The sequence below is a fragment of the Streptomyces sp. RerS4 genome, assembly GCF_023515955.1.
Taxonomy (GTDB): domain Bacteria; phylum Actinomycetota; class Actinomycetes; order Streptomycetales; family Streptomycetaceae; genus Streptomyces.
The window spans coordinates 3,409,337-3,436,190 of record NZ_CP097322.1; the positions used below are offsets into that span (position 1 = coordinate 3,409,337).

At 73.5% G+C, this 26,854-nt stretch carries 27 protein-coding genes; 15 read left to right on the forward strand and 12 right to left on the reverse strand.

The genetic code is table 11. The features are described from left to right. Window positions 1-2: 2 nt before the first annotated feature. From M4D82_RS15595 to M4D82_RS15650, 12 genes are all read left to right on the forward strand, one after another. On the forward strand, window positions 3-632 hold the full coding sequence (locus M4D82_RS15595) for a flavoprotein (RefSeq protein WP_249766627.1): 630 nt from the start codon (window positions 3-5) through the stop codon (window positions 630-632). Beyond that, entirely contained in the window at window positions 629-1,549 is a 921-nt protein-coding gene (locus tag M4D82_RS15600) for a phosphotransferase family protein (protein ID WP_249766628.1), read from the forward strand. Before M4D82_RS15595 ends, M4D82_RS15600 begins: the two co-directional genes overlap by 4 nt. After that, entirely contained in the window at window positions 1,546-3,468 is a 1,923-nt protein-coding gene (locus M4D82_RS15605; RefSeq protein WP_249766629.1) for an insulinase family protein, read from the forward strand. The genes M4D82_RS15600 and M4D82_RS15605 overlap by 4 nt, the downstream gene beginning before the upstream one ends. Continuing rightward, a complete protein-coding gene (locus tag M4D82_RS15610; protein ID WP_249766630.1) occupies window positions 3,360-4,115 on the forward strand; it encodes an insulinase family protein in 756 nt (251 codons plus the stop codon). The genes M4D82_RS15605 and M4D82_RS15610 overlap by 109 nt, the downstream gene beginning before the upstream one ends. After that, window positions 4,112-5,257, forward strand: coding sequence for a class V lanthionine synthetase subunit LxmK (lxmK, locus tag M4D82_RS15615; RefSeq protein WP_249766631.1), 1,146 nt, complete (start codon window positions 4,112-4,114; stop codon window positions 5,255-5,257). Before M4D82_RS15610 ends, lxmK begins: the two co-directional genes overlap by 4 nt. Then, entirely contained in the window at window positions 5,254-6,279 is a 1,026-nt protein-coding gene (locus M4D82_RS15620) for a T3SS effector HopA1 family protein (RefSeq protein WP_249766632.1), read from the forward strand. Before lxmK ends, M4D82_RS15620 begins: the two co-directional genes overlap by 4 nt. Window positions 6,280-6,327: 48 nt before the next feature. Next, window positions 6,328-7,125: an ABC transporter ATP-binding protein gene (locus tag M4D82_RS15625; RefSeq protein WP_249766633.1), complete on the forward strand. Its 798-nt coding sequence runs from the start codon at window positions 6,328-6,330 to the stop codon at window positions 7,123-7,125. After that, window positions 7,101-8,678, forward strand: coding sequence for a transporter (locus M4D82_RS15630; RefSeq protein WP_249766634.1), 1,578 nt, complete (start codon window positions 7,101-7,103; stop codon window positions 8,676-8,678). The genes M4D82_RS15625 and M4D82_RS15630 overlap by 25 nt, the downstream gene beginning before the upstream one ends. A gap of 30 nt (window positions 8,679-8,708) precedes the next feature. Continuing rightward, window positions 8,709-10,523, forward strand: a complete 1,815-nt coding sequence (locus tag M4D82_RS15635) for an ABC transporter ATP-binding protein (protein WP_249766635.1) — start codon at window positions 8,709-8,711, stop codon at window positions 10,521-10,523. Then, entirely contained in the window at window positions 10,520-10,939 is a 420-nt protein-coding gene (locus tag M4D82_RS15640) for a response regulator (protein WP_249766636.1), read from the forward strand. Before M4D82_RS15635 ends, M4D82_RS15640 begins: the two co-directional genes overlap by 4 nt. A gap of 103 nt (window positions 10,940-11,042) precedes the next feature. Further along, window positions 11,043-11,579, forward strand: a complete 537-nt coding sequence (locus M4D82_RS15645) for a potassium channel family protein (RefSeq protein ID WP_249766637.1) — start codon at window positions 11,043-11,045, stop codon at window positions 11,577-11,579. Continuing rightward, window positions 11,576-12,961 (forward strand): chloride channel protein, encoded by a 1,386-nt coding sequence (locus M4D82_RS15650; RefSeq protein ID WP_249766638.1) that lies wholly within the window; start codon window positions 11,576-11,578, stop codon window positions 12,959-12,961. Before M4D82_RS15645 ends, M4D82_RS15650 begins: the two co-directional genes overlap by 4 nt. On the opposite strand, the gene M4D82_RS15655 is transcribed toward M4D82_RS15650, so the two are convergent. From M4D82_RS15655 to M4D82_RS15670, 4 genes are all read right to left on the reverse strand, one after another. Then, the gene (locus tag M4D82_RS15655) at window positions 12,948-13,490 is read right to left on the reverse strand and encodes a DM13 domain-containing protein (RefSeq protein ID WP_249766639.1); all 543 of its coding nucleotides are present in this window, start codon (window positions 13,488-13,490) and stop codon (window positions 12,948-12,950) included. The two genes, M4D82_RS15650 and M4D82_RS15655, sit on opposite strands and share 14 nt — an antisense overlap. A gap of 140 nt (window positions 13,491-13,630) precedes the next feature. Continuing rightward, a complete protein-coding gene (locus tag M4D82_RS15660) occupies window positions 13,631-14,149 on the reverse strand; it encodes a hypothetical protein (RefSeq protein ID WP_249766640.1) in 519 nt (172 codons plus the stop codon). 252 nt (window positions 14,150-14,401) lie between these two features. Further along, window positions 14,402-15,724: a cytosine deaminase gene (codA, locus tag M4D82_RS15665; RefSeq protein WP_249766641.1), complete on the reverse strand. Its 1,323-nt coding sequence runs from the start codon at window positions 15,722-15,724 to the stop codon at window positions 14,402-14,404. A gap of 100 nt (window positions 15,725-15,824) precedes the next feature. Next, a complete protein-coding gene (locus M4D82_RS15670; RefSeq protein ID WP_249766642.1) occupies window positions 15,825-15,992 on the reverse strand; it encodes a hypothetical protein in 168 nt (55 codons plus the stop codon). A gap of 100 nt (window positions 15,993-16,092) precedes the next feature. Between M4D82_RS15670 and M4D82_RS15675 the strand changes: the two genes are divergently transcribed. Further along, complete coding sequence (locus tag M4D82_RS15675) at window positions 16,093-17,946, forward strand: S9 family peptidase (RefSeq protein ID WP_249766643.1); 1,854 nt, start codon at window positions 16,093-16,095, stop codon at window positions 17,944-17,946. An 80-nt stretch (window positions 17,947-18,026) separates the two neighbouring features. After that, a complete protein-coding gene (locus M4D82_RS15680) occupies window positions 18,027-18,854 on the forward strand; it encodes an SURF1 family protein (protein ID WP_249766644.1) in 828 nt (275 codons plus the stop codon). Here M4D82_RS15680 and M4D82_RS15685 read toward each other — a convergent pair. From M4D82_RS15685 to M4D82_RS15715, 7 genes are all read right to left on the reverse strand, one after another. After that, window positions 18,832-19,992: a hypothetical protein gene (locus M4D82_RS15685; RefSeq protein ID WP_249772366.1), complete on the reverse strand. Its 1,161-nt coding sequence runs from the start codon at window positions 19,990-19,992 to the stop codon at window positions 18,832-18,834. The two genes, M4D82_RS15680 and M4D82_RS15685, sit on opposite strands and share 23 nt — an antisense overlap. Further along, window positions 19,989-20,726: a SigE family RNA polymerase sigma factor gene (locus tag M4D82_RS15690; protein ID WP_502989071.1), complete on the reverse strand. Its 738-nt coding sequence runs from the start codon at window positions 20,724-20,726 to the stop codon at window positions 19,989-19,991. Before M4D82_RS15690 ends, M4D82_RS15685 begins: the two co-directional genes overlap by 4 nt. Window positions 20,727-20,946: 220 nt before the next feature. Next, on the reverse strand, window positions 20,947-22,023 hold the full coding sequence (locus M4D82_RS15695) for an aspartate-semialdehyde dehydrogenase (protein ID WP_249766645.1): 1,077 nt from the start codon (window positions 22,021-22,023) through the stop codon (window positions 20,947-20,949). Further along, window positions 22,020-23,294, reverse strand: coding sequence for an aspartate kinase (locus M4D82_RS15700; RefSeq protein WP_249766646.1), 1,275 nt, complete (start codon window positions 23,292-23,294; stop codon window positions 22,020-22,022). The genes M4D82_RS15695 and M4D82_RS15700 overlap by 4 nt, the downstream gene beginning before the upstream one ends. 163 nt (window positions 23,295-23,457) lie before the next feature. Next, complete coding sequence (locus tag M4D82_RS15705; protein ID WP_249766647.1) at window positions 23,458-24,105, reverse strand: DUF5063 domain-containing protein; 648 nt, start codon at window positions 24,103-24,105, stop codon at window positions 23,458-23,460. After that, on the reverse strand, window positions 24,098-24,697 hold the full coding sequence (gene recR, locus M4D82_RS15710; RefSeq protein ID WP_249766648.1) for a recombination mediator RecR: 600 nt from the start codon (window positions 24,695-24,697) through the stop codon (window positions 24,098-24,100). Before recR ends, M4D82_RS15705 begins: the two co-directional genes overlap by 8 nt. Before the next feature lie 51 nt (window positions 24,698-24,748). Beyond that, the gene (locus M4D82_RS15715; protein ID WP_249766649.1) at window positions 24,749-25,093 is read right to left on the reverse strand and encodes a YbaB/EbfC family nucleoid-associated protein; all 345 of its coding nucleotides are present in this window, start codon (window positions 25,091-25,093) and stop codon (window positions 24,749-24,751) included. A 267-nt stretch (window positions 25,094-25,360) separates the two neighbouring features. Here M4D82_RS15715 and M4D82_RS15720 point away from each other — a divergent pair, with 267 nt between their 5' ends. Then, complete coding sequence (locus M4D82_RS15720) at window positions 25,361-26,092, forward strand: SLATT domain-containing protein (RefSeq protein WP_249766650.1); 732 nt, start codon at window positions 25,361-25,363, stop codon at window positions 26,090-26,092. A gap of 48 nt (window positions 26,093-26,140) precedes the next feature. Here the strand turns inward: M4D82_RS15720 and M4D82_RS15725 are convergent, their stop codons facing one another. Continuing rightward, window positions 26,141-26,791, reverse strand: a complete 651-nt coding sequence (locus tag M4D82_RS15725; RefSeq protein WP_249766651.1) for a putative DNA-mimic protein — start codon at window positions 26,789-26,791, stop codon at window positions 26,141-26,143. Window positions 26,792-26,854: the final 63 nt, after the last annotated feature.

A 26,854-nucleotide genomic window follows, 5' to 3' on the forward strand; every position in this document is an offset into this window, starting at 1 on the left:
TCGTGACCGAGCACACCCTGGACACCGCTCCCGTCGCACGCACCGAGCCCGCCGGGCTCCCTTTCACCCGGCTCCTCTTCATCGCCACCGGCTCCGTCTCCGCCGCCGAACTGCCCTCCTGGATCTCGTGGCTGCGCGCCACACACCCGGCTCTGGAGATCCAGACCGTCCTCACCCGCAGCGCGCAGCGGTTCGTCACGCGCGAGGCCCTCAACCTGCTCACGGGACGCCGCACCCTGGTGGACGCCTGGCCGGAGGAGCCCGTGCTGCGCGCCCCGCACGTCGACCTGACCGCCTGGGCCGAGGCCGTCCTCGTCTACCCCTCGACGTTCTCGTACACCGCCCGCCTCGCGCTCGGCCTCGCCGACAGCCCCTCGCTGCTCACCGCACAGTGCACGGCGGCGCCCGTCGCCGTCGCGCCCGCGCTGCCGCCCGGCGGCGTCCAGAGCCATGCCTACCGCCGCCACGTCGAGGCCCTGGAGCAGCGCCCCAACTGCGTCGTCGTCCCACCGGTGCCCGCGCTCAGCCTGACCACGGGGCGCACCGACAGCTGGGCCGCGGCCCCGCTCCCCGACGTACTCGACGGCCTCGCCGCGCTGCACCGCCGCATCACCGAGGAGCCGACGCCATGAGCGCCGTCGTGGTCGACACCTACGCGACCGGACTGCTCACCACCACCGTCACCGCCCTGCCGGACGGCGGCCACCGCTGGCTGCGCCGCCCCGGTACGAAGGCCCCGGCAGCCTTCACCCCCCTCACCGCCCGCCTGCGCGAGCTCGTGGAGGAACCACCCTCCCCTGCCCGGGGCACCCGCCTGCTCACCGGAGATCCCGCGCCGCACGGCGCCAGGACGTACGCCGCCCCCGGCCCGTACTCCGTGGCCCACTGGCTCATCGACGGCGGTGGACCGCAGGCGGTCCCCGGCGGTCACCGCGCGCTCCGCGGCACCCTGCGGGAGGTCGGCGCGCTGCTCGCCGCACTCCACAGCCGGCCCGTCCCCGAGGAGGCCCGCCGGCCCGCGCGCGCGGTCGTCCGGCTCCACGCCTGGCTGTCAGGCCGTACGACCGCCGGCGGCGCCACCGCCGCGGACCTGCTGGGCGCGGCGGGCGTGGCCCACCTGCGCGCCTGGGCCGCGGAAGCCGCCGGCCCCGCGGCCGGCCATGTCCTGTCGCACGGCGCACCGGGCCTCGGCTCGCTCGTCCCCGGCGTGGACGGATCGACCACAGCCGCGCTGCTGACGGGCGAGGACCTGTGCGTCGCCCCGCCCCATTTCGATCTGGGCTGGCTCGCCGGCGAACTCGCCGAGTTCCGCTGGCTGCTGGGCGCCACCGCCGACCAGCGCGCCTGGCAGCAGCTGCTGGACGCCCTGTTCGACGGCTACGGCGAGGGCGGCGGCGACGTGGCCGCCCGCGAGGGCTGCCTGCGCGGCACCGCCCTGCGCATCGCGCTGCACACGCACGACACGGCCGCCTACGTTCCGGACGCGGCCGGCCAGGCCCGCCTCTACGGGCTGCTCGCCGCCACGCTCACCGAGGGGGCAGCCGCATGACCGACGGCACCAGCCTGCGCAGGCTGACGCTCGGCAACGGGCTGCGCGTCCTCATCGACACGACGTCGGCCGGCGGTCTCACGGCGGTCTCGGTGCACTACGGCGTCGGCTTCCGCTCGGAGCCCGAAGGCCGCGCCGGTGTCGCCCACCTGCTGGAACACATGATGTTCGAGGGCAGTGAACGCTTCCCCGACCGTGCCTACTTCACCGACCTCATGGCCGGCGGCGGGTCCGCCGAGGGCACCACCCACCAGGACTACACGGACTACGTCCACGTCGTTCCCACCGCGGCCCTGGAGCGCGCGCTGGCCGCCGAGGCCGACCGGATGCGTGCCCCCCGCTTCACCCCGGACTCCCTCACCGAGCAGCTCACCGGCATCGAGGCCGAGATCAGGGCCGCTGTTCACGACGCACCGCTCGGCGGCCTGCCCTGGCCCCTCCTGCCCGCACTGCTGTACGACCGCTGGGCCAACGCCCACGATGGCTACGGCGACCTGCCGAACCTCGCCCGACTGACCCACGAGGACTGCGCCGACTTCTTCCGCGCGCACTATGCCCCGGGTAACGCCGTGCTCACGGTGAGCGGAGCGGACGACCCCGAAGAGGTCGCCGCCCTCGTCGAACGGCACTTCGCCGCCGTGCCGGCGGGCTCCGCCCGGCCCGACGCCGCGCACCGCCCGGTCCTGGCCGAACCGCCGCTCACCACGGACCGGATGAGCGTGCGGACCGTGCGCGGCGGCGGTGCCGTCTGCCTCGGCTACCGGTTGCCCGACCCCGCGACCGACCTCGACGGCTACCTCGCCCGGCTCGTGGTCGCCAGGCTGCTGGCCGTGCCACCTGTCGACGCGGGCTGCGGGTTCTTCGCACCGCTGGACGCGCTCGACCCGGACGCCCTCGTCATCACCGTGCCCGCCACCGACGAGAACGGGGTACGAGCGGCACTGCACCGGGTCGACGACGCGCTGCGCGCTCTCGCCGACGCCTCCGACACCGAGGTCCGGCAGGCGGCCGGTCGGCTCGCCGACGACCACCTGCGCGCCCATCACGGGCCGGGCCCCCGGGCCCGCGCGCTGGGCCGCTTGGAGATCCTCTTCGGTGAACCCGGCCTCCTCGACGAACTGCCCGCCCGCCTGCGGGCCCTCGCCCCGGGACGGGTCCGCGCGGCCGCCGGCGCGTTGGCCGACGATCACCGCGCTGTGCTGGCGCTGCTCCCGGGCGGCGAGACGGCCCCGTTCCGGGGCCTGGGAGCGGCCGTCCGTGCCGCCGCGCCCGACGCCTCCGCCCCCGCCTCCCTCGGCGCCCCGGCCCCGCCCCGGCCCCGCGGCCGTCGGCTCCCATGGCCCCGCCCGCGCTGCGGCTGCCCGCCTTCGCCGAGACCGGCCACGGCCCCGGCCCCGCCTCGGGCCGGCCGACCGAGCCCTGCGTCGCCGCCGTACGCGACACCCGCGCGCCCCTCGTCGAACTCCGGCTGCGCCTGCCCGCGCCCCGCGCGGCCGCTCCCGCCGACCGCGAACGGCTCGCCCTGGTCCTCGCCGACCGCTGGACGGCCCGGTTCCCCGTACACGGGTCCGTGTCCACGACCGTGGAGAGCGGCGCCGTCCTGCTCGACGCGTGGCTGCCCGCACCCGCACCCGACCCGGTGCTGTTCGCCGACCTGCTCGGCGCCCCGCCCACGGCCGCCGAACTCGCCGCCGTGGAACCCCGGGCCCGCGCCCGCATGGGAAGCCGCGTGGGCAACCCGGCCTGGCTGGCCGAACAGGCCCTGCGACAGCGGCTCCCGGCCGCCGCGCCCCGACCGGGCACCGACGGGGTGGTACTCCCCGAGCCGCCGTACGCGGGCGGCATCGAGCTCACCGCCGTCGGCGACCTGGATCCCGAGGTCTGGGTCGCGGCGGCGACCGCCGCCCTGCGCCCGCTGACGTCGGCACTCGACGCGTCGCCCGACGCGCACGCGCCGCTCCCGGCCGTCGCCGAGGGCCTCGCGCTGCTGCGCCTGCCCCCGGCCCTGCCCACGGCCGCCGCCCACCTGGTGTGGGCCACTCCCGAACCGCCCTTGGTCGATTCGTTCGCCGCGCGCTGGCTGGCGGTGTCGGTACTCGGCGGCGGCCAGCCCGGAGCCCGCCTCGCCGCACTGCGCACGCCGCACGCCCCGTACGGCTTCACCTCCTACGCGGGCCGCTTCGTCGACCACGCGGGCACCGGAGCCCTCGTCCGGGTTCACGCCCAGTTGCCGCCCGCCGGCGCCGTCGAGGCCGCCGTCGTCGTCCGCGACGAGCTGCGGCGCACCGGTGCCGAGCCGGCCACCGGCGCCGAGGTGGACGCCGCACGGCGGTACTGCGCGGGCCAGTTCGCCCTCATGCCCCAGAGCCAGGGCTCACTGGCCGACCAGCTGAGCGCCTGGCTCGCGAACGGACGCCGGGCCGCGGAACTCGTCGGCTTTCCCGACGCCCTGTACGGGGTGCCGGCCGCCGAAGTGGCCCGCGACTGCGCACACCTGTTCGCCCAGCCCGCCTATGCCGGAGTGCTCGCCACGCCGGCGGTCGACCCGGCCGAGGAGTCGCCGTGACCCGCACCACCTCCCCCCGCACCGAACTGCGGTTCCAGCCCGTCGACCTCGACAGCGCGCCCGAGGTCGACGCCCTGCTGCGGCGCATCGGCACGGGCCCCTTCGACCGCACGGACCTCACCGCGCTGCCCGGCCGCAACGACACCTGGGCCGGCCGCACGACCGGCGGCGCCCGCGTCTTCGTCAAGCGGCTGACGGGTCCGGCGGAGGACGTAAGGGCCCGGATGGACCGCGCACTCGGCTACGAGCGGATGGTGGCGGACGCCCCGGCCGGGGTGCTGCGCGGCCCCGCACTACTGGGCAGCGACCCGGACGCCGGGCTGCTCGCCTTCGACTACCTCCAGGACGCCCGCAGCGGCGCCGAACTGACGGCCGACCAGGCGTTCACACCGGAGCTCGCGCACCTCGCCGGCACCGCTCTGGGCCTGCTGCACGCCTGCCCCACCGGGCCGCAGGACGTGCTGGAGCGGAGCACCCCCGCCCTGCCGTCGCCGGAACTGCTGGAGGCGCTGCCCGCCGCCATGTTCGAGGAACTCAGCGGGGCGGAGCTGGAAACCTGGCGGCTGCTGCAGAACGACGCGGGGCTGATCGGGGCGGTGCACCGGCTGCTGGCCGCCGAGCGGGCGGCGCCGCGCGTGCCCGCCCACTGCGACCTGCGGATGGACCAGTTCCTGATCACCGACCCGTCCGGGCCGGACATCCGGCTGCGCGTGGCGGACTGGGAGGAGTTCCGCCTCGCGGACCCGGCCCGCGACGTGGGCGGCTTCGCCGGCGAATGGCTGCACCGGGCCGTGCTCGACATCGTCACCTCCCGCGGTGACGCCGACACGGCCGCCTTCGCCGGGCTCTCCATGACGCGCGAGACCGTGCTGGCCCGCGGCGCGGAGAAGCTCACCCGGTTGCGTCCGGTCGTCCAGGAGTTCTGGCGCGGCTACCGCGACGCGCGTCCGGACGCCGATCCGGGCCTGGCCGAGCGCGCCACCGCCTTCGCCGGCTGGCACCTGCTGGACCGGCTGCTCGCCGGGGCCCACCGCTCCCACCGCCTGCTCGGCATCGAGCGGGCCGCCGCGGGCATCGGCCGCACCGCCCTGCTCGACCCCGCCCGTTTCACCCACGTCGTCGGACTCGGAGACGCCTCGTGACCACAGCCACAGCCCCCACCGAGCCGGTCGCTCCGCAATCGATCACAGCGGAGCCGGCGCCGACGCCGGAGCCGGAGCCGAGCCTGGCCCCCGCCCTCGCCGACGCACTGGCGCGCATCCACCTCTCGGCCGACGGCCGCACCGCCACCGTCGGGCCCCGCACCATCGAGGGCGAATCCTCCCGCGAACTCCAGCAGCGGCTCGGGGCGGCGCTCTACGAGGTGTTCCACACCGGCCGCGCCGAGGCCGACACCCGCCGGCGGCGCATGGCCCCGCGCGACCACGGCTTCGAGCGCGAGCTGGCGGCGGCGCTACCCCACCGCGCGATCCAGCGCACCGGTGTCGTGCTCCGGGCGCCGCGGGAGCCGGGCAACGGTGAGGCGCTCGTGTCCTGGGACGGCGTACGCGTCCGGATACCCGCGGACCGGCTGCCCGCCGACGGCCCGCTCGTCCCCGGCACCGAGGTACGCGTCCCCGCCTCCCCGGCCCGTCCCGCGCTCTCTCCCGGCTTCTTCTACGCCATGGGCTCCCGCGAACCGCGCTTCGACGACGAACTGCTCCGGGTCTACGTCCACCTCACCGACGCCGGACGCGCACCGCGGATCTGGGGCACCGTACTGGAGCGCCTTGAGGCGACGGGAGCCGGCTACCACGCCAAAGTGCTGTCGGGTCCGGCCGACTACCCGCGACGCGACGCCCTCGTCGTCTACCTGGGCAGCGAGTCCTGGGGCGCCTGCCACACGGTCGCCGACGCCGTCCGCGACCTGCCCGGCACCGGCTCCGACACCTCGGTCTTCGCCCACCGGCTCGGACCGGGCACGGCGGTGGCCTGGGAGCCGGACGATCCCCGGCCCGGCGCGGGCGGGCTGAGCTTCGGCCAGCACCGCGCCGCGGCGTTGGCCGAGGCGGCCGTACGGACCGAGGCCGGGTCCGAGAGCCCGCACGAGGCGTTCAGCAGCGCGGGCATCGACCCGAGCGCCCCCTACCGGAACCTGGCCTCACCCGACCTCCCCGCCCGCTGAGCGGGCCGGACCCACCCCCCACCACCACCCACGCCGAAAGGCAGCACCATGCACCAACCCCCCGAAGGCGACGCGGTCCCGGCGGCCGTGGAAGTACGCGTGCTCTGCAAGAAGTTCGGCGACAAGACCGCCGTCGACGGAATCAACCTGACCGTCCCCCGGGGCAGCTTCTACGGCCTGGTCGGTCCCAACGGCGCGGGCAAGACCACCAGCCTGTCGATGATCACGGGCCTGCTCCGCCCCGACACGGGCACCGTGAAGGTCGCCGGGTACGACGTCTGGCACGACCCGTACGAGGCCAAGCACCGCATAGGCATCCTGCCCGACGGCCTGCGCCTGTTCGAGCGGCTCTCGGGGCGCGAACTGCTGCGCTACACCGGACGACTGCGGGAACTGCCCGCCGCCGACACCGAGGCACGCGCCGAGGAGCTGCTGGAGGTGCTCGGGCTCGTCGAGGCCGCCGACAAGCTGGTCGTCGACTACTCCACCGGCATGCGCAAGAAGATCGGCCTGGCGGCCGCGCTGCTGCACAACCCGCCGGTCCTCTTCCTCGATGAGCCCTTCGAGAGCGTCGACCCGGTGTCGGCCGAGACGATCCGCGAGGTGCTGCGCCAGTACACCGCCACCGGCTCGACGGTGATCTTCTCCAGCCATGTCATGGAACTCGTGGCCGCGCTGTGCAGCCACGTCGCCATCATGGCCAAGGGCCGTGTGATCGCCGACGGCACGCTCGACGAGGTACGGGCCGGCCGCAGCCTGAACGAGCGCTTCATGGAACTGGTCGGCGCCCCGGCCGGCAAGGCGAAGGGAGGGAGCCTCGCATGGTTGGGGTCTTCGTCGGGCTGAAACTCGCCCTGCTGCGCAGCAGTCTGCGCCGCAGCACCGCTCGCGCCGTGGGCTTCGTGGCCGGCGCGGTCATCAGTGTGGCCGGGGCCGGCTACGTGGCGGTGGGCCTCGCCGAGGCCCAAGGCGAGCCGGGCGCGCCCGACTTCGCCGTCCTCGCCTTCAGCGGGCTGGTCATCGCCTGGCTGGCGCTGCCGCTGTCCTTCGGCGCGGGCGGCGACGAGAGCGCCGATCCCACTCGGCTCGCCGTGCTGCCCGTGCGACCGCGGCGGCTGATCGCCGGGGCCACCGCCTCCGCGCTCATCGGCCCTGGGCCGCTCTGCACGCTCGTCCTCATCACCGGAGCCGTCATCGGCGCCGCCGAGGGCGCGTTCGACAGCCCCCTCGCGGCGGCGGTCACCGTCCTCGCCGTACCGCTCACGCTGCTGCTGTGCGTGGTCGCCTCCCGCGCCGTACTGGCCTCCTTCGCACGGGCGCTGACCGGCCGGCGCGGCAAGGACGCCGCCGCCCTCGGTGGGGTCCTGACCGCGGTCGGCGGGTACGCCGCCTACCTGCTGCTGACCACCGCCGGCTCGGGGCCGTCCCTGCCGCCCGTCGTCGTACGGGTCCTGCGCTGGACCCCACCGGGCTGGCCCGCCGACGCGGTCCGGGCCGCCGCCGACGGCAGGACCGCCACCGCCGTACTGGAACTGGCCGGGACCGCCGCCCTGATCGGCCTGCTGATGGTGTGGTGGCACGCCTCACTGGCCCGGCTGATGACCACGTCGGACGCCTCCACGGCCCAGGCCGTCAAGGTCCGGGCCGGCCGGACGTCGGACCTGCGGGCCCGGCTGCTCACCTCCAGCCGCACCCTGCTCGTCGCCCAGCACCAGTTCAGCGCCTTCGCGCGGGCTCCGCGGCACCGGATGACGATGATCGCCGCGCTGGCGTACGCGCTGCTGTTCCCCGTCGTGCTGGTGCCGGTCGGCGCGCGGACCCCGTACGTCGTGGTCGGCGGCGCCTGGGTCTTCGGACTGACCGTCCCCGGCGTGCTGTTCGCCCTCGACGGCTCCGCGATCTGGGGCAACGTCGCCACGCTGCGCACCGTGGCGCAGGCCCGCGCCGAACTCGTCGGCCGACTGCTGCCCCAACTGGCGCTCAGCGCGCCCTGGCTCACTGCCATCGGGACCGGTGTCGCCCTCGCCACCGGGCGCACCGACCAGCTCGCGCCCGCGCTCGGGGTGGCCTTCGCGCTGCTCGGGGTGACCTTCGCGATGGGCATGGTCATCAGCGTGTTCCACCCGTATCCGTACCCCGAGGACCCGTGGAGCGTCAGTGCGCCCGGCCAGAGTGGCGGCTACCACCTGGCGAACTTCCTGAGCTCGATCGTCGGTGTCGTGGTGCTCGCCCCGGTGATCGTGGCCGCGATCGCGTTGAACGGCTCCGCGTCCTCATGGCTGCTGCTGCCACTGGGGACGGCGTACGGCCTGGCGGCCGTACTGATCGCCCGGCGGGCCATGGGACAGCGGTTGTTCGACCGCGCCCCCGAGATCCTCACCACCCTGCGGATGTCCTGACCCTCCGACCGTACGAAGGAAGCCACGCCGATGACCGACTCGCCCATCCGCTCCCTGCTCGGCCACGCCCGCCCCCACCGCAAAACCCTGATCGCGGGCGCGGCTCTGAGCGCGCTGGGCGGGGTCGCCGGCCTCGCCCAGCCGCTGGTGGCCAAGTCGTTCGTCGAGGCCCTGGCCATCGATGAGCCGGTCTTCCGCCAAGTCCTGCTGCTCGCCCTGCTGATCGCGGGCGGGGCGCTGGTCAGCGCGTTCGGCGTGTACACCGTCGAGCGGGCGGCCGAGAGCGTGGTCCTGGGCGCCCGCAGGCGGCTGATCGCACGGCTGCCCCGGCTGCGGGTCGCGGAACTGGACCGGCGCCCACCCGGCGACCTCATATCCCGAGTGACGGCCGACACCACCTTGCTGCGCGAGGCGGCGACCAACAACCTCGTCGACACGCTCATCGGCTCCGTCACGCTGATCGGCATGCTCGTCCTGATGGCCTGGCTCGACGTCGTCCTCTTCCTCGCCGTGCTCGGCGTCGTCCTCGCCATCGGCGCCTGCACCGCCCTGGTCATGCCCCGCATCTCCCGGGCGAGCAAGGAGTCCCAGGAAGCCCTTGGCGAGTTGGGTGCGGGGCTGGAGCGGCTGCTCGGGGCGATCCGTACGGTCAAGGCGAGCGGTGCCGAGCAGCGCGAGAGTGCCGCCCTGGAGGGTTCGGCGCTCGGCGCCTGGCAGGCGGGGCTGCGCGCGGCCCGTTGGGGTGCCGTGGCCGGCACCTCCAGTGGGCTGGTGGTGCAGCTGGCGTTCCTGACCGTGCTGGGCCTGGGCGGGGCACGGGTGGCGAACGGGTCGATGAGCGTCGCCTCGCTGATCGGGTTCCTGCTGTACCTCTTCTACCTGGTAGGGCCGGTCGCGCAGCTGGCGGCCGGGATCAGCGGCCTCCAAGTGGGCACCGCCGCCGTGGCCCGGATCCACGAGGTGCTGGAGCTCGACGTCGAGGAGGAGGACGTCGAGGAGGAGCGGGAGAAGGAGCGAGCCGGGCTGGGCGGCGGGAGCGAGCGGGGCGGCATGGCCGACACGGGCGACACGGGCGACGCGGGCGACGCGGGCCACAGCGGCGCCTCGATCGTCTTCCGGGACGTCGTCTTCCGCTACCGCGAGGACGGCCGGCCTGTCCTGGACGGCGCCGGCTTCGAGATCACTCCTGGCGGGCTGACCGCCGTCGTCGGGCCCTCCGGCACCGGAAAGAGCACGCTGTTCGCCCTGCTGGAGCGCTTCTACGACATAGAGAGCGGCACTGTCACGGTCGACGGCCGCGATCTGCACGCATGGACACCGGCCGAGCTGCGCCGGACCATCGGCTATGTCGAGCAGGACGCCCCCGTGCTGGCGGGCACCCTGCGCGACAACCTGCTGCTCGGCGCCCCCGGCGCGAGCCCGGACGATCTCCACCGCGTCCTGGACGAGGTACGGCTCACCGCCCTGGTCGACAGCCTTCCGCAAGGCCTCGACACGGAGGTCGGCCACCGGGGCACGGCCCTCTCCGGCGGCCAGCGCCAGCGCATCGCCATCGCGCGGGCCCTGCTGCGACGGCCCCGGCTGCTCCTTCTCGACGAGGCCACCTCGCAGCTCGACGCGTTCAACGAGAGCGAGCTGCGTGAGGTGATCGCGCGGCTCGCCCGCACCACCACCGTCCTGGTGATCGCCCACCGCCTGTCCACGGTGACCGGCGCCCGACAGATCCTCGTCTTGGAGGACGGCCGGGTGCGGGCCGCCGGCACGCACGCCGAACTCCTGCGGGAAGGCGGGCTGTACGCGCGGCTGGCCTCGACCCAGATGCTCACCGCGCAGGCGGAGGAATGAGCGGGGAACGGGAGGACCGGGTCATCCGCGTGCTGCTCGCGGGCGGCGGAGACACGTTCCGTCGGACGTTGGGTGATCTGCTGGCCCTTGAGGGCGACCTGCGGGTGGTCGCGGACGCGCAATCGAGTCGGGAGGCGCTGTCGATGGCGGAGGCCCACCGCCCGGACGTGGCGGTTCTCGATGCCGACGAACCCGGGTCGGGCTGGGTCGAAGCGGCCAGGGCCATGCGGGAGAGGGTGCCGGAGTGCCGCACCGTGATCATCACGGAGGGTGGGGGGTCGCAACGGCTCAGGCAGGCACTCCACGTGGGGGCACGGGGCGGCGTGTGGAAGTCCGCTCCGGCACGGCAGGTGGCGGCGGCGATCCGCATCGTCCATTCCGGCGGGCGGTACGCGCATCCGGAACTGGTCGCTTGAGCCATCGCTCCCGGGGACGCTGAGCGGGTAGGGCCGCTGTCGGCGTCACCCGGCGGGGGTCCATGACATGCGGCCGGGGGTGGCGGGTGTTGGAATGCCTGGCATGGGTGACGTGGGGTCCGGTGGGTGGTGGCGGGGGCGTCCGGGCGTGGGGCATCTGGTGCGGGGCGTCGGTGCGGTGGCGGTGCTGACCGGGCTGTATTACGTGGCTCCGCTGGACTACGGTTTCGGGGCCGTGACCGTCGTGGCGTTGCTGGTGGGGTTGGCGGTGTTCGGATGGGTGGTCGCCCTGCAGGTTTTGGCCATCGCCCGTTCGGCGCATCCTCGGCTGCGGGCGCTGGAGGCACTGGCCACGGCGGTTCCGTTGTTCCTGCTGCTGTTCTCCGCGACGTACTTCCTGCTCTCGCGGGAGCGGCCCGAGGCGTTCAGTGAGGCCCTCGACCGCACCGACGCCCTGTACTTCACGATGACGGTGTTCGCGACGGTCGGGTTCGGCGACATCGTGCCGACCACGACCGGCAGCCGGGCGCTGACCACCGTGCAGATGGGGGCCGATCTGATCGTGGTCGGCCTGGTGGTGAAGGTGCTGTTCGGCGCGGTGGAGGTCGGTCTGTCCCGGCGGCGAAGGAGCGAGCCGTGACGGCGGAGCCTCCGCCCGCGCAGTCCTCCGCGCAGTCCTCCACGCAGCCCGTCGAGACCGAGCGGCTGCGGGACACCCTGCGCGCCCCCGGGTACCTGAAGACCCTGGTGGTCTGCGGGCTCGTCGGGATTCCCGTGTCGCTCGCGGCCTTCTGGTTCCTCGCCGGGATGCACGCGTTGGAGCACGCCCTGTGGCAGAGCCTGCCGCGTTCCCTCGGCTGGGATTCCGCGCCGTGGTGGTGGTCGCTGGTGCTGCTGCCGGTCGCCGGTGTGGTCGTCGGCCTGGTCGCCGTACGCCTGCCCGGCCAAGGCGGGCACGTTCCGGCCGCCGGGATGGGTGGGGGCGGTACGCGGCCCCTCGCGCTGCCCGGGGTGCTGATCGCGGCGGCGGCGAGCCTGCCGCTCGGCGCGACGCTGGGTCCGGAGGCACCGTTGATCGCCCTCGGCGGTGGTCTCGCCCTGATGTTCCGGGATCTGACGCGCTCTCCCTCGACCGGGCCCATGGCCGTCCCGCTGGGCGCGGCCGGGGCCTCCGCCGCCATTTCGGCGATCTTCGGCAGTCCGCTGATCGGCGCGGTACTGATGATCGAGATCGCGGGCATCGGCGGGCCGCGGCTCTTCGCCGTGATGCTGCCGGCGCTGCTCTCCAGCGGCATCGGGGCGCTGGTGTTCACCGGGTTCGGGCGGTGGACAGGGCTCCAGACGGGCGGCCTGGCGATGAAGGTGACCGAGCCGTTCCAGCGGCCGGACTGGCCGGACGTGTGGTGGGCGCTGCCCATCGCCGTGGCCGTGGCGTTCCTGCTGCACCGGCTGATGGCGGGGGCGCGGCAGGTCGCGGTGTACGTGTCGACGCGGACGGTCTCGCGCAGCGTGCTGTGCGCCCTGGGCGCCGGGGCATGCGCGGCGCTCTACACGCTGCTCACCGACCGCAGCCCCGTGGACGTCGCCTCGTCCGGCCAGGCGACCATGGCCGGGCTGGTCACCGACCCGCGCGCCTGGGGCATCGGGGCGTTGGTCGCCGTACTGCTGTTCAAGGGGGTCGCGTACGGGCTCTGCCTGGGCAGTCTGCGGGGCGGGCCCATCTTCCCCGCGCTGTTCCTCGGGGCGGCGGCGGGGTTGTTGTGCGCGCCGCTGCCGGGGTTGGGGGTCGTCCCCGCGCTGGCGGCGGGGCTGGGGGCCGCCGCCGCGGGGGTGATGCGGCTGCCGGTGAGCAGTGTGGTGCTCGTCGTCCTGCTGTTGGGGAGCACCGCCGCTACGCCGTTGGTGATCCTCGCGGCGGTGGTCGCGTTCGTCACCACCGAGCTGCTGCCGGTGCGCGGGCCGGTGCCGGCTCCGGTGCCGGCGCCGGTGCGGAGCCGGACGGTGGGGGTCAGGCGGCCTTGAGGGTGGCGGCGCCGAAGGAGACGTCGAAGCGGTCGCACCAGATGGCGACGCTGCCGTAGTCGGCCGGGTCCACGCCGGCGGGGACGGCGTAGTTCTGGTCGCCCTTGTTGCCCTTGAGGCTGCCCAGGCTGACGTACCGGCCGTCGTCGAAGACCCGCCAGCCGGCCACGCCCTCCTTGACGGGGGCGTCGCTGAGCCAGACCCGCAGGTCAGGGCCGTTGCTGGTGTCGAGGCCCTCCAGGCGCAGGGTGTGCGAGCCGTCGGGGAGTCGAACGAGCTTCACCGTGCCGGTGGTGGCGTGCTCGTGGCTGATGAAGGTGCCCTCGGCGACGGTGCGGGGCGCGGCGGCCTGCGGGGCCGTCGGCCGTCCGGGCTGGCTCGCGGCGGGGGCGGCGGGGGCGGTGGGAAGGGCCTCGTTGACGGTCGCGTCCTGGAAGAGCTTCCACGGCTGGAACCAGTACAGGCCGACCGCCAGTACGGCCACCACGGCGACCGCCACGCCTGCCAGGATTCCGCGTCGCCTCGTCATTGCCTTCGCTCCTCTTGCCGAAAAGATCCTCAGGTGCGATTCAAGCGCGTTGGGCCGCCCGGAGCCATGGCCGGCGAGATGACGGAATCCTTACGAAGGGACGGAGCGAGGGACGTCCTGCCGGCCTACTCGCGTCCGTCCTACGGCAGTGCGCTGCTCACACCGTCGACGATCACCATCCACATCGGCTGGCCGCCGGTCCCGAAGGCCGAGGCGAGCGCGTACCCGATCGACGCGTCGGCCGGCCGCAGCTCGACGCCCTCCCGCCACTCCGCGATCACCAGCTCGTCGCCGTCGGAGGAGAAGTCACCGAGGTGCACGCCGTCGCGGGTCAGTCGGCTGCTCGGCACCGAGTCCGGGACCATCCGGTAGTCCGCGCCGTCGTACTCCACGTCCACCCGGTACGAGCGCCGGCTCAGGCTGCCCTTGGCCGGCTTCAGCGCGACCGGCTCACCGTCGATCCGCAGGGTGAGGAAGGCGGGGTCACGGGTGCCGATGGCCGTCTGCGGGTCCACTTCCGACGCGGGATCGCGCTCCAGGGTCACCCGGGGGATCCCCGCCCCCTCGACCAGGAGGAAGTCCTGCCCGTCCTGGCGGATGGTGATCGCACCGAAGCGGGTGTCCTCGATGGGCGTCGGGTTCCGGTCTGCGTCGCTCATGCGGCAAGTCCTTCGGTACGGGTCGTGCGGTCGTGCGGGTCGAACGGGTCGAACGGTCGAACGGCGAGTCGGCGGGCGAAACCGGTTGGGTGGCGGCCGGCTCGCGGTAGGCGTCGTCGCGCTCCAGCGGCTCTCCGTGCGCGCCGTGGTGGGCAGTGACCTCGGAGAGAACTCAGGGTAGGCGTACGCCCGTCATAGTCGAACTCCAGCCCCTCGACGACCACTTCCGGCGGCCGGCGGCCCAGCGCCTCTTCACCCTGCGGGACGTCTGAAGTCCACGTCCGACGGCTCCTCCCCCGGCCAGGACAGGCGGGTCGGCGCCGGCGGGGTCTGCGCGAGGACGGTGCCGCGCGCGACCACGTACCGGGGGCGGACCTGGCGGCGCAGCGCCTCCTCGGGCGTGGGGGCCGGCAGGAGGACGAAGGAGGCGGGGGCGCCCTCGGTGATCCCGTACTCCGTCGCCGGCAGGCCGAGCACGCGCGCCGCACGGTCCGTCACCATCGAGAAGGCGAGCGGGATCTCGTCGGCTCCGGTCAGCTGGGCGGCGTAGAGGCCGACGAGTGCGGTCTGGAGGGGGTTCGCGGTGCCCAGGGCGTTCCAGGGGTCCATCACGTCGTCGTGGCCGAAGGCCACGTTGACCCCGGCGGCGAGCATCTCCTTGACCCGGGTGAGGCCGCGCCGCTTGGGGTAGGCGTCGAAGCGGCCCTGGAGGTTGAGGTTGGCGAAGGGGTTCGCGACCAGGTTGACGCCCGAACGGGTCAGCAGCCGCTGGAGCTTGTAGGCGTAGGCGCCGTTGTAGGAGCCCATGGCCGTCGTGTGGGAGGCCGTGGCCCGCTCCCGCAGCCCCGACCGCAGGGCGTGCGCCGCCAACACCTCCACGAAGCGGGACTGTTCGTCGTCGATCTCGTCGCAGTGGGCGTCGACGCGCAGCCCGTGCTCCTCGGCCAGCGCGAAGGCGATGCCCAGCGAGGCGACGCCGTCCTCGCGGGTGTCCTCGAAGTGCGGGATCGCCCCCACGACGTCCGCGCCGCGCGCCACCGCCTCGCGCAGCAGCGCCTCCCCGCCGGGGAAGGACACGATGCCCTCCTGCGGGAACGCCACGATCTGCACCGTCATGACGTCCCGCACCCGGTCGCGGACCTCCAGCAACGCGTCGAGCCCGGTGAGGGCGGGATCGGTGACGTCGCAGTGCGTCCGCACGTGCAGCACGCCGTGTGCCGCCTGCCAGCGCAGGACCTCCGTCGCGCGCGTGATCACGTCCTCGCGGGTCAGGGTGCGCTTGCGTTCGCTCCAGCGGGCGATGCCCTCCCACAGCGTGCCGGAGGCGTTCGGCCGGGGCTCCCCGGCCGTGAGCGCGGTGTCGAGGTGGATGTGCGGCTCGACGAAGGGGGCGGTGAGCAGGTCGCCGTGGGCCTCGATCAGCAGGCCCGTCGCGGGCGGTTCCTTCTGGTCGTCGTACGGGATCACGCGCGCGATCCGACCGTCCTCGGCGACCTCCACGTCGAAGAGGTCGAAGAGACCGTGACCGTGATCTGGTGGGGACAGCAGCCGGGCGCCCCGAACGATCATCCGCATGCGCTCACCCTACGCACGCGAGTCGTTGTTTCACGTGAAACCGTGAACCCCTTGTTTCACGGTTTCACGTGAAACAACCGCAAATGGCGGGGGTCGGCGCTCAGCCTCGCTTCGACTGTGCCTTCTGCTGCATCCCGCGCGTCTTCGCCGCGACGGACTGGACGTCCCTGACGGCGGCCTTGGCCCGCGCCTCGGCCGCCGTGTTCTTGGCCATCGCCCGCTCGGAATCCTGGTGGCCGTGGTGCCCGGTACGAGCCTTCTTGGCCATGATCAACACCCTCTTGGAAACGGTCGCCGTACGCACACCACCTTGCGCCCGTTCGGACCGGTCGGCATCTCGACGCGTCAGCGCCGCCCGTCCGGCAAGAATGGAGGGCATGACCAGCGACAGCGATCTGACCTCCGGCACGACCAACGGCGAGACGCACCCCGGGACGCCCCCGGAGATGCCCGACTGGGAGAAGCGCTTCCGGGCCCCGCGCGTCAGCCTGCCCGACTGGGCCGAGGACGCCCCGGACCGCTCGCTCTTCATCTCGAACGCCACCGGCACCTACGAGCTCTACGCCTGGGACCGCGCCACCGGCGCCCAGCGCCAGGCCACCGACCGCCCCAACGGCACCACCGACGGCGCCCTCTCCCCCGACGGCGAGTGGATCTGGTGGTTCTCCGACACCGACGGCGACGAGTTCGGCACCTGGGTCCGCCAGCCCTTCGCCGGCGGCCCCGACGAGCCCGCCACGCCCGGCCTGGAGCCCGCGTACTCCGCCGGGCTGGCCATCGGCCGCGACGGTACGGCCATCGTGGGCCGCTCCACCGACGAGGACGGTTCCACGATCCACGTCGTACGCCCCGACGGCAGCGCCCCCACCGTCGTCTACCGCCACCGCGAGTCGGCGGGCGTCGGCGACCTGTCCCACGACGGGACCCTCCTCGCCATCGAGCACACCGAACACGGCGACGCCATGCACTCGGCGCTGCGCGTGCTCACCCTCGACGGCGCCACCGTCGCCGAGCTGGACGACTCCCGTGGTGGCACCGAGGAGCTGGGCCTGGAGGTGCTCGGCTTCGCCCCCGTCGCCGGTGACACCCGGCTGCTCATCGGGCACCAGCGCCGGGGCCGCTGGGAGCCGATGATCTGGGACGTGGCCACCGGCGCCCAGGAGGACCTGGCGATCGACCTGCCCGGCGACGTGAGCGCCGAGTGGTACCCGGACGGGTCCGCGCTGCTCATCGCGCACAGCTACGAGGCGCGCGGCGAGCTGTGGCGCTACGACCTGGCCGCGCGCGAGCTGGTCCGCGTAAACACCCCGCTCGGGACGGTGTCGGGCGCGACCGCCCGCCCGGACGGGACGGTGGAGTACCAGTGGTCCTCGGCGGCCGAGCCGGCGTCCGTACGGTCCACCGCGGGCGGTGTCGTCCTGGACCCGCCCGGTTTCCGACCGCCCGCCTCGGTGCCGGTCGAGGACGTGTGGGTGGAGGGCCCCGGCGGGCGCGTCCACGCGCTCGCCCAGCGCCCGGTGGGGCACGGCGACGGCCCGTTCCCGACCATCTTCGAGATCCACGGCGGGCCCACCTGGCACGACAGCGACTCCTTCCTGGCCACCCCGGCGGCCTGGCTGGACCACGGCTTCGCCGTCGTCCGCGTCAACTACCGGGGCTCGACGGGCTACGGCCGCGCCTGGACGGACGCCCTGAAGCACCGGGTCGGTCTGATCGAGCTGGAGGACATCGCGGCCGTCCGGGAGTGGGCCGTCGCCGAGGGCCTCGCCGACCCGGCGCGCCTCGTGCTGTCGGGCGGTTCCTGGGGCGGCTACCTGACGCTCCTGGGCCTCGGCACGCAGCCGGACGCCTGGGCGGTGGGGCTGGCGGCCGTACCGGTCGCGGACTACGTGACGGCGTACCACGACGAGATGGAGGCGCTGAAGGCCCTCGACCGGACCCTCTTCGGCGGTACGCCCGAGGAGGTGCCGGACCGCTTCGAGGCCTCCTCCCCGCTGACGTACGTCGACGCGGTCAAGGCCCCCGTCCACATCGCGGCGGGCGTCAACGACCCGCGCTGCCCGATCCGGCAGATCGACAACTACGTGGACCGGCTCGCGGCGCGCGGCGCCGTCCACGAGGTCTACCGCTACGACGCGGGGCACGGCTCGCTGGTCGTGGAGGAGCGCATCAAGCAGGTCCGCATGGACCTGGAGTTCGCCCTGAAGCACCTGCCCCGCTGAGCGACCCGCCAGGCCCTCCTTCGTGGCGCCCACGTGCCCCGGAGGGGGGTCCGGTCGGGGTCCCCCGTACCGTTGGTGGCGTGCACCGGTTTCTCCTGACCCCGCGCTGGTGGGGGATCAACGTCTTCGTCGCGCTCGCCATCCCCTTCTGCCTGTTCATGGGGACCTGGCAGCTCGACCGGTTCGAGGACCGCGTCGGCAGCCACCGGGAGGCGAGCGCCGAGCGGCCCGCCGACGCGGTGGCCGCACCGCTGGACTCGCTGCTCCCGGTGAACACCGAGACCTCGGGCCGACTGGCCTCGACGGCCGGTGAATACGGGCAGCAGCTCCTGGTCCCCGAGCGGATCGTGGACGGCGAGTCCGGTTTCTACGTCCTGACCCTGCTGCGGACCGACTCCGGCAAGACCGTCCCGGTGGTCCGGGGCTGGCTGCCCGGTCAGGCCGACGCGGCGAAGGCCCCGGCCCCGCCGACCGGCCGGGTCGAGGTCACGGGGGCCCTGCAGTCCTCGGAGAACTCCGGCACCAAGGGCGTACACGCCCAGGGCGGGCTGCCGCCGGGGCAGCTCGGCGTGATCGGGGCGGCCACGCTGGTCAACCTGGTGCAGGACCCGCTCTACGACGCCTGGCTCACCGTGCAGACTCCGGTGGACGGAATGACCCCGGTGCCCGCGAAGGCGCCGAGCAACACCGGACTGGACCTGAAGGCCTTCCAGAACCTCGGATACACCGGTGAGTGGTTCGTCTTCGTCGTCTTCGTGCTCTTCATGTGGTTCCGGCTCTACCGGCGCGAGGTGGAGACCCTGCGTGACGCGGAGGCCGGCCTGCTGGCGACGCCCACCGACGCCGCCGCCGCGCCTGCCGAATCCGGCGCCGCCACGGACGCCGCTACGGCACCGCCGGCGCGATGAGGCCCGTCCGGTAGACGGTCCCGGTCCCGCCGCAGGCCGTCGGGATGGTGGTCTGCGTGACCGGGGCGCCGGCACCGGGTGTGTGGGACACCTCCACCCCGGTCGATTCGGGCACCTTGGCCGCACCGCCATCGTCCGGCGGAACCTGCGCGGTCTCCCCGGCGGCCTCGCCGCTCGCGGGAGCCTCGGCCGGTGCCTGGTCCGTCCGGCTCGTCTCACCCTGCTCGGGCTTGGCGGTCGGCCCCGCGGAACCCGACGGGCAGGAGGACCCCTGCGGCGGCACCCAGGCGAAGCGGACTTCGTACCCGGTGTTCGGCTGGAGGACCAGCGTCGGCGTCTCGACCGACGGGTCGGGGAGCAGCCCGGTCGCGGGATCGCCCGCCGTGTGGCCGGCAACGGGTACCCCGGAGGCCGCCGGCGCGGGCGGCGGGCCGGCGGGCACGGTGACGGCCGTGACCGTGTCCGGGCCGCTGACCAGGCAGCCCTTGGCGGAGACGTTGGTGACCTTGAAGCTGCCGTAGACCCTGCCGTCCCGCTCGGGGGCGCGGGCGCTGCCCGCCACGCCCAACTGGTCGGCGGTGCACTTGGGCACCCCGGGGGCGGCTCCGGCCGGGGGGAGCGGGCCGTGACCGGCGCCGCCGGTGGTGCCGGCGGTGGCACCGGTGCCGGAGGGGCCGGCGGTCGTGGCGCTGCCGGAGGGGGAGCCGGCGGCGCTGGGGGACGGCTGGGTTCCCGTACCGCCCGTCGACGGCTGCCGGTCGGTGGAGCGCGACGGGCGGGGCTGTGCGGAGCCGCCGGCGCCGTTCTGCTGGGGGTCGGAGGGGCCGCCGCTCCGGCCGCCCTGGGCCCGGCCGTGGCCGGCCACCGTCGAGTGGTCGGAGGAGGCGTCGTGGTCGGCGCTCAGGTGCAACGCGGCGGGGATCACCGTACCGGCGAGCAGGACCGCCGCGGCCCCCGCGACGAGGGCCTGCCGTTTACGGGCCCGGCGCGCGGGCACCGCGTGGCGCAGCCGCTCCAGCGCACCGTCGGAGGGCTCCAGGCCGCGTACGGCCCCGGCCAGCAGGCCGCGCAGCGCCTGCTCGTCGCCGAAGGTGGGCTCCGCCAGCCGGCCGGGCGGGTTTTTGTGGTCGTCCCTCATGACTGCGCAGCCTCCATCGCCACCCTGAGCGCGGCAATGCCCCGCGATCCGTACGCCTTGACCGAACCGAGCGAGATGCCGAGCGTCTCGGCCACCTGGGACTCCGTCATGTCGGCGAAGTAGCGCAACACCAGCACCTCGCGCTGGCGCCGCTGGAGTCCGCGCATGGCCTTGATGAGGTCGTCGCGTTCCAGCCGGTCGTACGCCCCCTCCTCCGCGCTGGCCATGTCCGGCATCGGCTTCGACAGCAGCTTGAGGCCGAGGATGCGGCGCCGCAGGGCGGAACGGGAGAGGTTGACGACGGTCTGGCGCAGGTACGCCAGCGTCTTGTCGCGGTCCCGGACCCGGTTGCGGGCCGAGTGGACGCGGATGAAGGCCTCCTGGACCACGTCCTCGCAGGAGGCCGTGTCGTCGAGGAGGAGCGCGGCCAGACCGAGCAGGGACCGGTAGTGGGCCTGGTAGGTCTCGGTCAGGTGGTCGACGGTGGTCCCCGCGACGACGACCCGCTCGCCCTCGCCGCCGGCTTCGGCTGTCGCCGCGCCGTCGGATATCGCCACGCTCGGGGGTATCGCCGCGTCGTCGGCGCCGTCACGCGGCGAGGGCACCCGGAGGACCGGGTTCGGCGCGGCGGGCTGCTTGATCTGGGCGGGCGGCGTCAGATGGGCCGCCGGCGGGACGGGAACGATCACAGGGAAGCCGTCGTCGGGCAGGAGGGGACGCCGGCGCGACGGAATGATCCTGATGCGCGCCGGTCGTACGACGTGGTCCAACAGTGCCTCTGCCACGCCCGTTGGACACGCGTCCCCCGGTCAGGGTTGTACGCGTGGGGCAGAGTAACCAGCAATTTCCCCATTGCCTTCATGCGTACCCGCTCTTCCCGATTGCCCCATTTATCCAGGCGGCAGTCGGGCCATCACCTTGATCAAGGGATCGGGATCGATACTACAAAGCGAATTACGCGAATTCACCCGCGATCAGTTCCGAGATCTGCGTGGCATTCAACGCCGCGCCCTTGCGCAGGTTGTCCGCGCACACGAAGAATTCCAGGGCCCGCGCGTCGTCCAGCGATCCGCGCAGCCGCCCCACCCACGCCGGGTCCGTCCCGGCCGCGTCCACGGGGGTCGGGAACTCCCCGGCCGCCGGATCGTCCACGAGGACCACCCCCGGCGCCGCCTCCAGGACCTTCCGGGCGCGCCCCGCGTCCACCTCCCGCTCGAACCGGGCCCGGACGGTCAGGGAATGCCCGATCACCACGGGAACCTGTACGCAGGTCACGGAGATCGGCAGCGCCGGCAGGTCCAGGATCCGCCGGGTCTGCGCCCGCACGGCCAGCTCGTGCGAGGACCAGCCGCCCTCGCGCAGCTCACCGGACCAGGGCACCACGTTCAGCGCGAGCGGCGCCGCGAAGGGCCCGGTGTCCTCGCCCACGGCCCGGCGTACGTCGCCCGGCTGCTCCCCGAGCGCGCTTCCGGCGACCAGCGACAGCTGTCGGCGCAGCGCCTCGGAGCCCGCCCGGCCCGCTGCGCCGGCGGCCTGGTACGAGGAGACGACCAGCTCGGTCAGCCCGTACTCGGCGTGCAGCGCGCCCACGGCGGCGATCATCGCGGCGGTCACGCAGTCCGGCCCGGCGACGATGCCTCGCGGCCGGACCCGTACGGCACCCCCGTTCACCTCGGGCACCACGAGCGGCACCTCGGGGTCCTCGCGGAAGGCGGCGGACTGGTCCACCACCACGGCTCCGCGCGCGGTCACGGCGGGGGCCCAGTGGGCCGACACGGCGGCGGGGGTCAGGAAGACCACCACGTCGCCCGCTCCGAGGCCGTCGAAGGCGTCCTCGGTGAGGGCGAGCACCTCGACCTCCTCACCGCGCACGGCCACCACGCGGCCGGCCGAGCGCGAGGAGGCGATCAGGCGTACCTCGCCCCAGACGTCCGCCCGCTGGGACAGGATCTGGAGCAGGACGGTCCCGACCGCCCCGGTCGCCCCGACCACGGCGAGCGCCGGGGCCGGGGCCGACCGGTCGGCGGTCATCGTCCGGTGCCTCCGTAGACGACGGCCTCGTCGCTGTCGGAGTCCAGGCCGAAGGCCGTGTGCACGGCGCGGACGGCCTCGTTGACGTCGTCCTGGCGGGTGACGACCGAGATGCGGATCTCGGAGGTGGAGATCAGCTCGATGTTCACGCCCGCGTCGGACAGCGCCTGGAAGAAGGACGCCGTGACGCCCGGGTTCGTCTTCATGCCCGCGCCGACCAGCGAGATCTTGCCGATCTGGTCGTCGTAGCGCAGCGAGTCGAAGCCGATCTGCGCCTTCGCCTTCTCCAGGGCGTCGATGGCCTTGTGGCCCTCGGTCTTGGGGAGGGTGAAGGAGATGTCCGTCAGGCCCGTGGAGGCCGCCGAGACGTTCTGGACGATCATGTCGATGTTGATCTCGGCGTCCGCGATGGCGCGGAAGATCGCCGCGGCCTCGCCCGGCTTGTCCGGAACACCGACGACCGTGATCTTGGCTTCGGAGACGTCGTGAGCGACTCCGGAGATGATGGCGTGCTCCACCTGCGCGTCCCCTTGCGGATTCTCGTTGCTGACCCAGGTGCCCGGCAGTCCGGAGAAGGACGAGCGGACGTGGATCGGGATGTTGTAGCGGCGCGCGTACTCGACGCAGCGGTGCAGCAGCACCTTGGAGCCGGAGGCCGCGAGCTCCAGCATGTCCTCGGAGGAGATCCAGTCGATCTTCTTGGCCTTCTTCACGACGCGGGGGTCCGCGGTGAAGACGCCGTCGACGTCGGTGTAGATCTCGCAGACCTCGGCGTCCAGCGCCGCGGCCAGCGCCACGGCGGTGGTGTCCGAGCCGCCGCGGCCGAGGGTGGTGATGTCCTTGGAGTCCGCGGACACGCCCTGGAAGCCGGCGACGATGGCGATGTTGCCCTGGTCCAGCGCGGTGCGGATACGGCCCGGCGTCACATCGATGATGCGCGCTTTGTTGTGGACCGAGTCGGTGATGACGCCCGCCTGGCTACCGGTGAACGACTGGGCCTCGTGGCCCAGGTTTTTGATCGCCATGGCCAGCAGGGCCATGGAGATCCGCTCTCCGGCGGTCAGCAGCATGTCGAATTCGCGCCCGGCAGGCATCGGCGATACCTGCTCGGCGAGATCGATCAACTCGTCCGTCGTGTCGCCCATCGCGGAAACCACGACGACCACCTGGTGGCCGTTCTTCTTGGCATCCACGATCCGCTTGGCGACGCGCTTGATGCCCTCGGCATCGGCTACGGAGGAGCCTCCGTACTTCTGCACGACAAGGCCCACGTGCGCTCCTCGCTCGGTCCGTCTGAATTTGCTGGTGCAGTCTAACGAGCGGCCGCGATCCGACCGCTTCGTACCACATCATGAGACGAAATGATCAGAGAATCGGTTGCCGCGCCCGGCCTCTCACCTGCGGTCTCTCACCTGCGATCCCTCGCTCGCGGCCTCACCGACGGCCGAGGCCGCGCAGCTCCTCGGCCATGACCTGACCGGCCTGCTCGGCGAGCTCGTCCTCCGTCATGTCCTCGTCCGTGTCCAGGCCGTCCAGGGCCGCCAGCGGCTGGTTGAGGCGGACGTGCGCGATCAGCGACTGGAGGGCGCGCAGGGCGGCCGAGGCCGTCGGACCCCAGTTGGTGAAGTACGAGAACTGCCACCACCACAGCGCCTCGGTGATCCGGCCCGACTGGTGGTGGATCAGGCCGTGCCGCAGGTCGGCGACGATGTCGGCGAGGTCGTCGGAGATCCTGTGCGCGACCGGCACCTTGCGCGGCTCGTAGGGGTCGAATACCTCGGAGTAGATGTCGACCGGCTCCAGCATGATCGCGAACCGCTCGCGCAGGTCGTCCACGTCCGGCTCCGGGCCGAGGTCCGGCTCGTAGCGCTCCTCGGGCAGAACGTCCTCGTACGCGCCCAGCCGGCCGCCCGCCAGCAGCAGCTGGGACACCTCCAGCAGGAGGAACGGCACGGCGCTGTTCGGATCCTCGCCCTTGGCCACCTCGGTGACGGCGACGATGAACGACTCGATCTGGTCCGCGATCGAGGCGGCGAAGTCGTCCGGGTCCTGACCCAGGGCGTGCAGCGTTGCGTCAGACATCGAGAAGCCGCCTTCCTTCAAAGGCCCGCCCCAGCGTGACCTCGTCCGCGTACTCCAGATCTCCCCCGACGGGGAGCCCGCTGGCCAGGCGGGTGACCTTGAGGCCCATGGGCTTGATCATGCGGGCGAGGTAGGTGGCGGTCGCCTCGCCCTCCAGGTTCGGGTCGGTCGCCAGGATCAGCTCGGTGACCGTACCGTCCGCGAGGCGCGCGAGCAGCTCGCGGATGCGCAGGTCGTCGGGGCCGACGCCCTCGATCGGGCTGATCGCGCCGCCGAGGACGTGGTACGTGCCCCGGAACTCGCGCGTCCGCTCGATGGCGACGACGTCCTTCGGCTCCTCGACCACACAGATGACGGTGGCGTCGCGGCGCGGATCACGACAGATCCCGCACCGCTCCTCCTGCGCCACGTTCCCGCAGACCGCGCAGAACCGGACCTTCTCCTTGACCTCCAGCAGCGCGTGCGCGAGGCGACGGACGTCGGTGGGTTCGGCCTGCAGGATGTGGAAGGCGATCCGCTGCGCGCTCTTGGGCCCGACGCCGGGCAGCCTGCCCAGTTCGTCGATCAGGTCCTGGACCACGCCTTCGTACAACGGACTGCCTTCTTTCGATGGGTTTCGACGGGGAGGGGTGCGGGGGTGCGATCAGAACGGGAGGCCGGGGATACCGCTGCCCCCGCCCAGGGCCTGGGCCAGGGGGCCCATCTTCTGCTCCTGGAGCGCCTGCGCGTTCTCGTTGGCCGCCTGGACGGCCGCGACGATCAGGTCGGCCAGGGTCTCGGTGTCCTCCGGGTCCACGGCCTTCGGATCGATCGCCAGGGCGAGCAGCTCACCGGAACCGGTCACCGTCGCCTTCACCAGGCCGCCACCGGCCTGGCCCTCGACCTGGGTACGCGCCAGCTCCTCCTGGGCCGCCGCGAGATCCTGCTGCATCTTCTGGGCCTGCTGGAGCAGCTGCTGCATGTTGGGCTGGCCACCACCGGAAATCACAGGTACTCACTCCATGGTTCGAAACGACCTTCGGGAACGCTTGGTCAATCCGAGCCTACGTGCTCCCCGGGCGCCGCGCCCTACGCCGGGAGGACCAACTCTTTCGAGTGAGTGCCGTGGCGTGCGCGGACCTGATGAAGCCCTCCTTGCGGGCGGAAAACACGGGATTCGTTGTCCATCGCGCGTCATTCGAAGGTAGGAAGAGCATGCGCACCATTGCGCACACGCGCACCACCACACGTCAGCGCAGGCAATAGGGAGTGCCGGGTGAGTCAGCCGGAGATGCAGCCCGAGGGGCCACCCCGGGATCCCGCAGAGGACGGCGACGGCGACCTGACCGGCCGGCCGTTCCCTCTCGGGGACTGGGGGGAGCCCGCCGAGCGGCTCGACGAGCTCTACCGGCGGGTGGAGGCCGATGCGCTGCGCACCGCCGAGTGGTACCTGGCCGACCGCGCGTGGAAGCGCGGGGGCGCGCGTACGCTGCGCGCGGGCGCGGCCCTGGGCGCCGTCACGGGGGCGGCGATGCCGCTGCTGGAGCTGACCGGATCGGCGCCGGGCGCGGCCTCGTACGGATACCTCTCGCTGCTGCTGGCGGCCGCCTGTCTGGCCTGCGACCGGTTCTTCGGCCTGACCTCGGGCTGGATGCGGGACGTCGCCACCGCGCAGGCGGTGCAGCGGCGGCTCCAGACGCTCCAGTTCGACTGGGCGTCGGAGAACGTCCGGGAGGTGCTGGGCCCGACGGAGGGCACCGCGAGCGAGGCCGCCGAGCGCTGCCTGACGGTGCTGCGGCGGTTCTCGGAGGACATCACGGAGCTGGTGCGTTCCGAGACGGCCGACTGGATGGTCGAGTTCCGCGCCGGTCCGGCGCCGCTGTTGACGCAGTCCCTGGCCGGCGCTCCGGCCCGGCCGGACACGTACGTCCCTCCGGCCCGCTTCCCGCTGCCGCCGGGCACCCGGCCGAACATGCCGCGCCAGCGGCCGCCGGAGCAGCCGCGCTGACGGCAAAGGGGCGGAGCGCGTGCCGCCCCGCCCCTTGTGGGCCGCCCGTCAGCTGAAGATGATCATCGAGCCCTGTCCCAGGCTCCGCGTCGCCGCCGCGTGCAGGCCCAGCCACACGTGCCGCTCCCGCGCGAAGGGGCTCTCGTCGTACGGGATCGGCCCGGCCGGCTCCTCCAGCGATGTCGGCCCGCCCGGCGGCGCGGGGGCGGCCGGCGGGTTCCCCGGGTCTATCCCGATGGCGGGACCCACCACGGCCAGCTCCCGCAGCAGGCCCTGCGCCGAGCCCAGCGGGCCGCCCCCGGCGAGCAGCTCCTCGTTCGCCAGCGGCGCCGGGAAGTCCACGGGCACGTACGCGCCCGCGTGGTCGTAGTGCCACACCAGGTGCGACTGCTGGGCGGTCGTCTCGAACATCTCCAGCAGCTGCTCGTAGTCCCCGCCCAGCTCGTCCACCGGCGTCACCGGCAGGCCGCAGATCTGGAGCAGGTACGCCCGCCGCAGGAAGTGCAGGGCGTCGTAGTCGAAGCCGGCCACCGGGGCCACCTGCCCGCTCAGACCCGGCATGTAGGCGAACACGGGCACCGACGGAAGGCCCGCCTCGCCCAGCGCCTTGTCGTACGAGGCGATCTCTTCCGCGAAGGGGTTGTCGGGGCTGTGGCACAGCACGTCGACAAGGGGGACCAGCCACAGGTCACAGGCCACGCGGGCTCCGATCAGTCGTTGCCGCCGATTCGGCCAGCGTAGTGCGCCGGACACGCTCCGCGA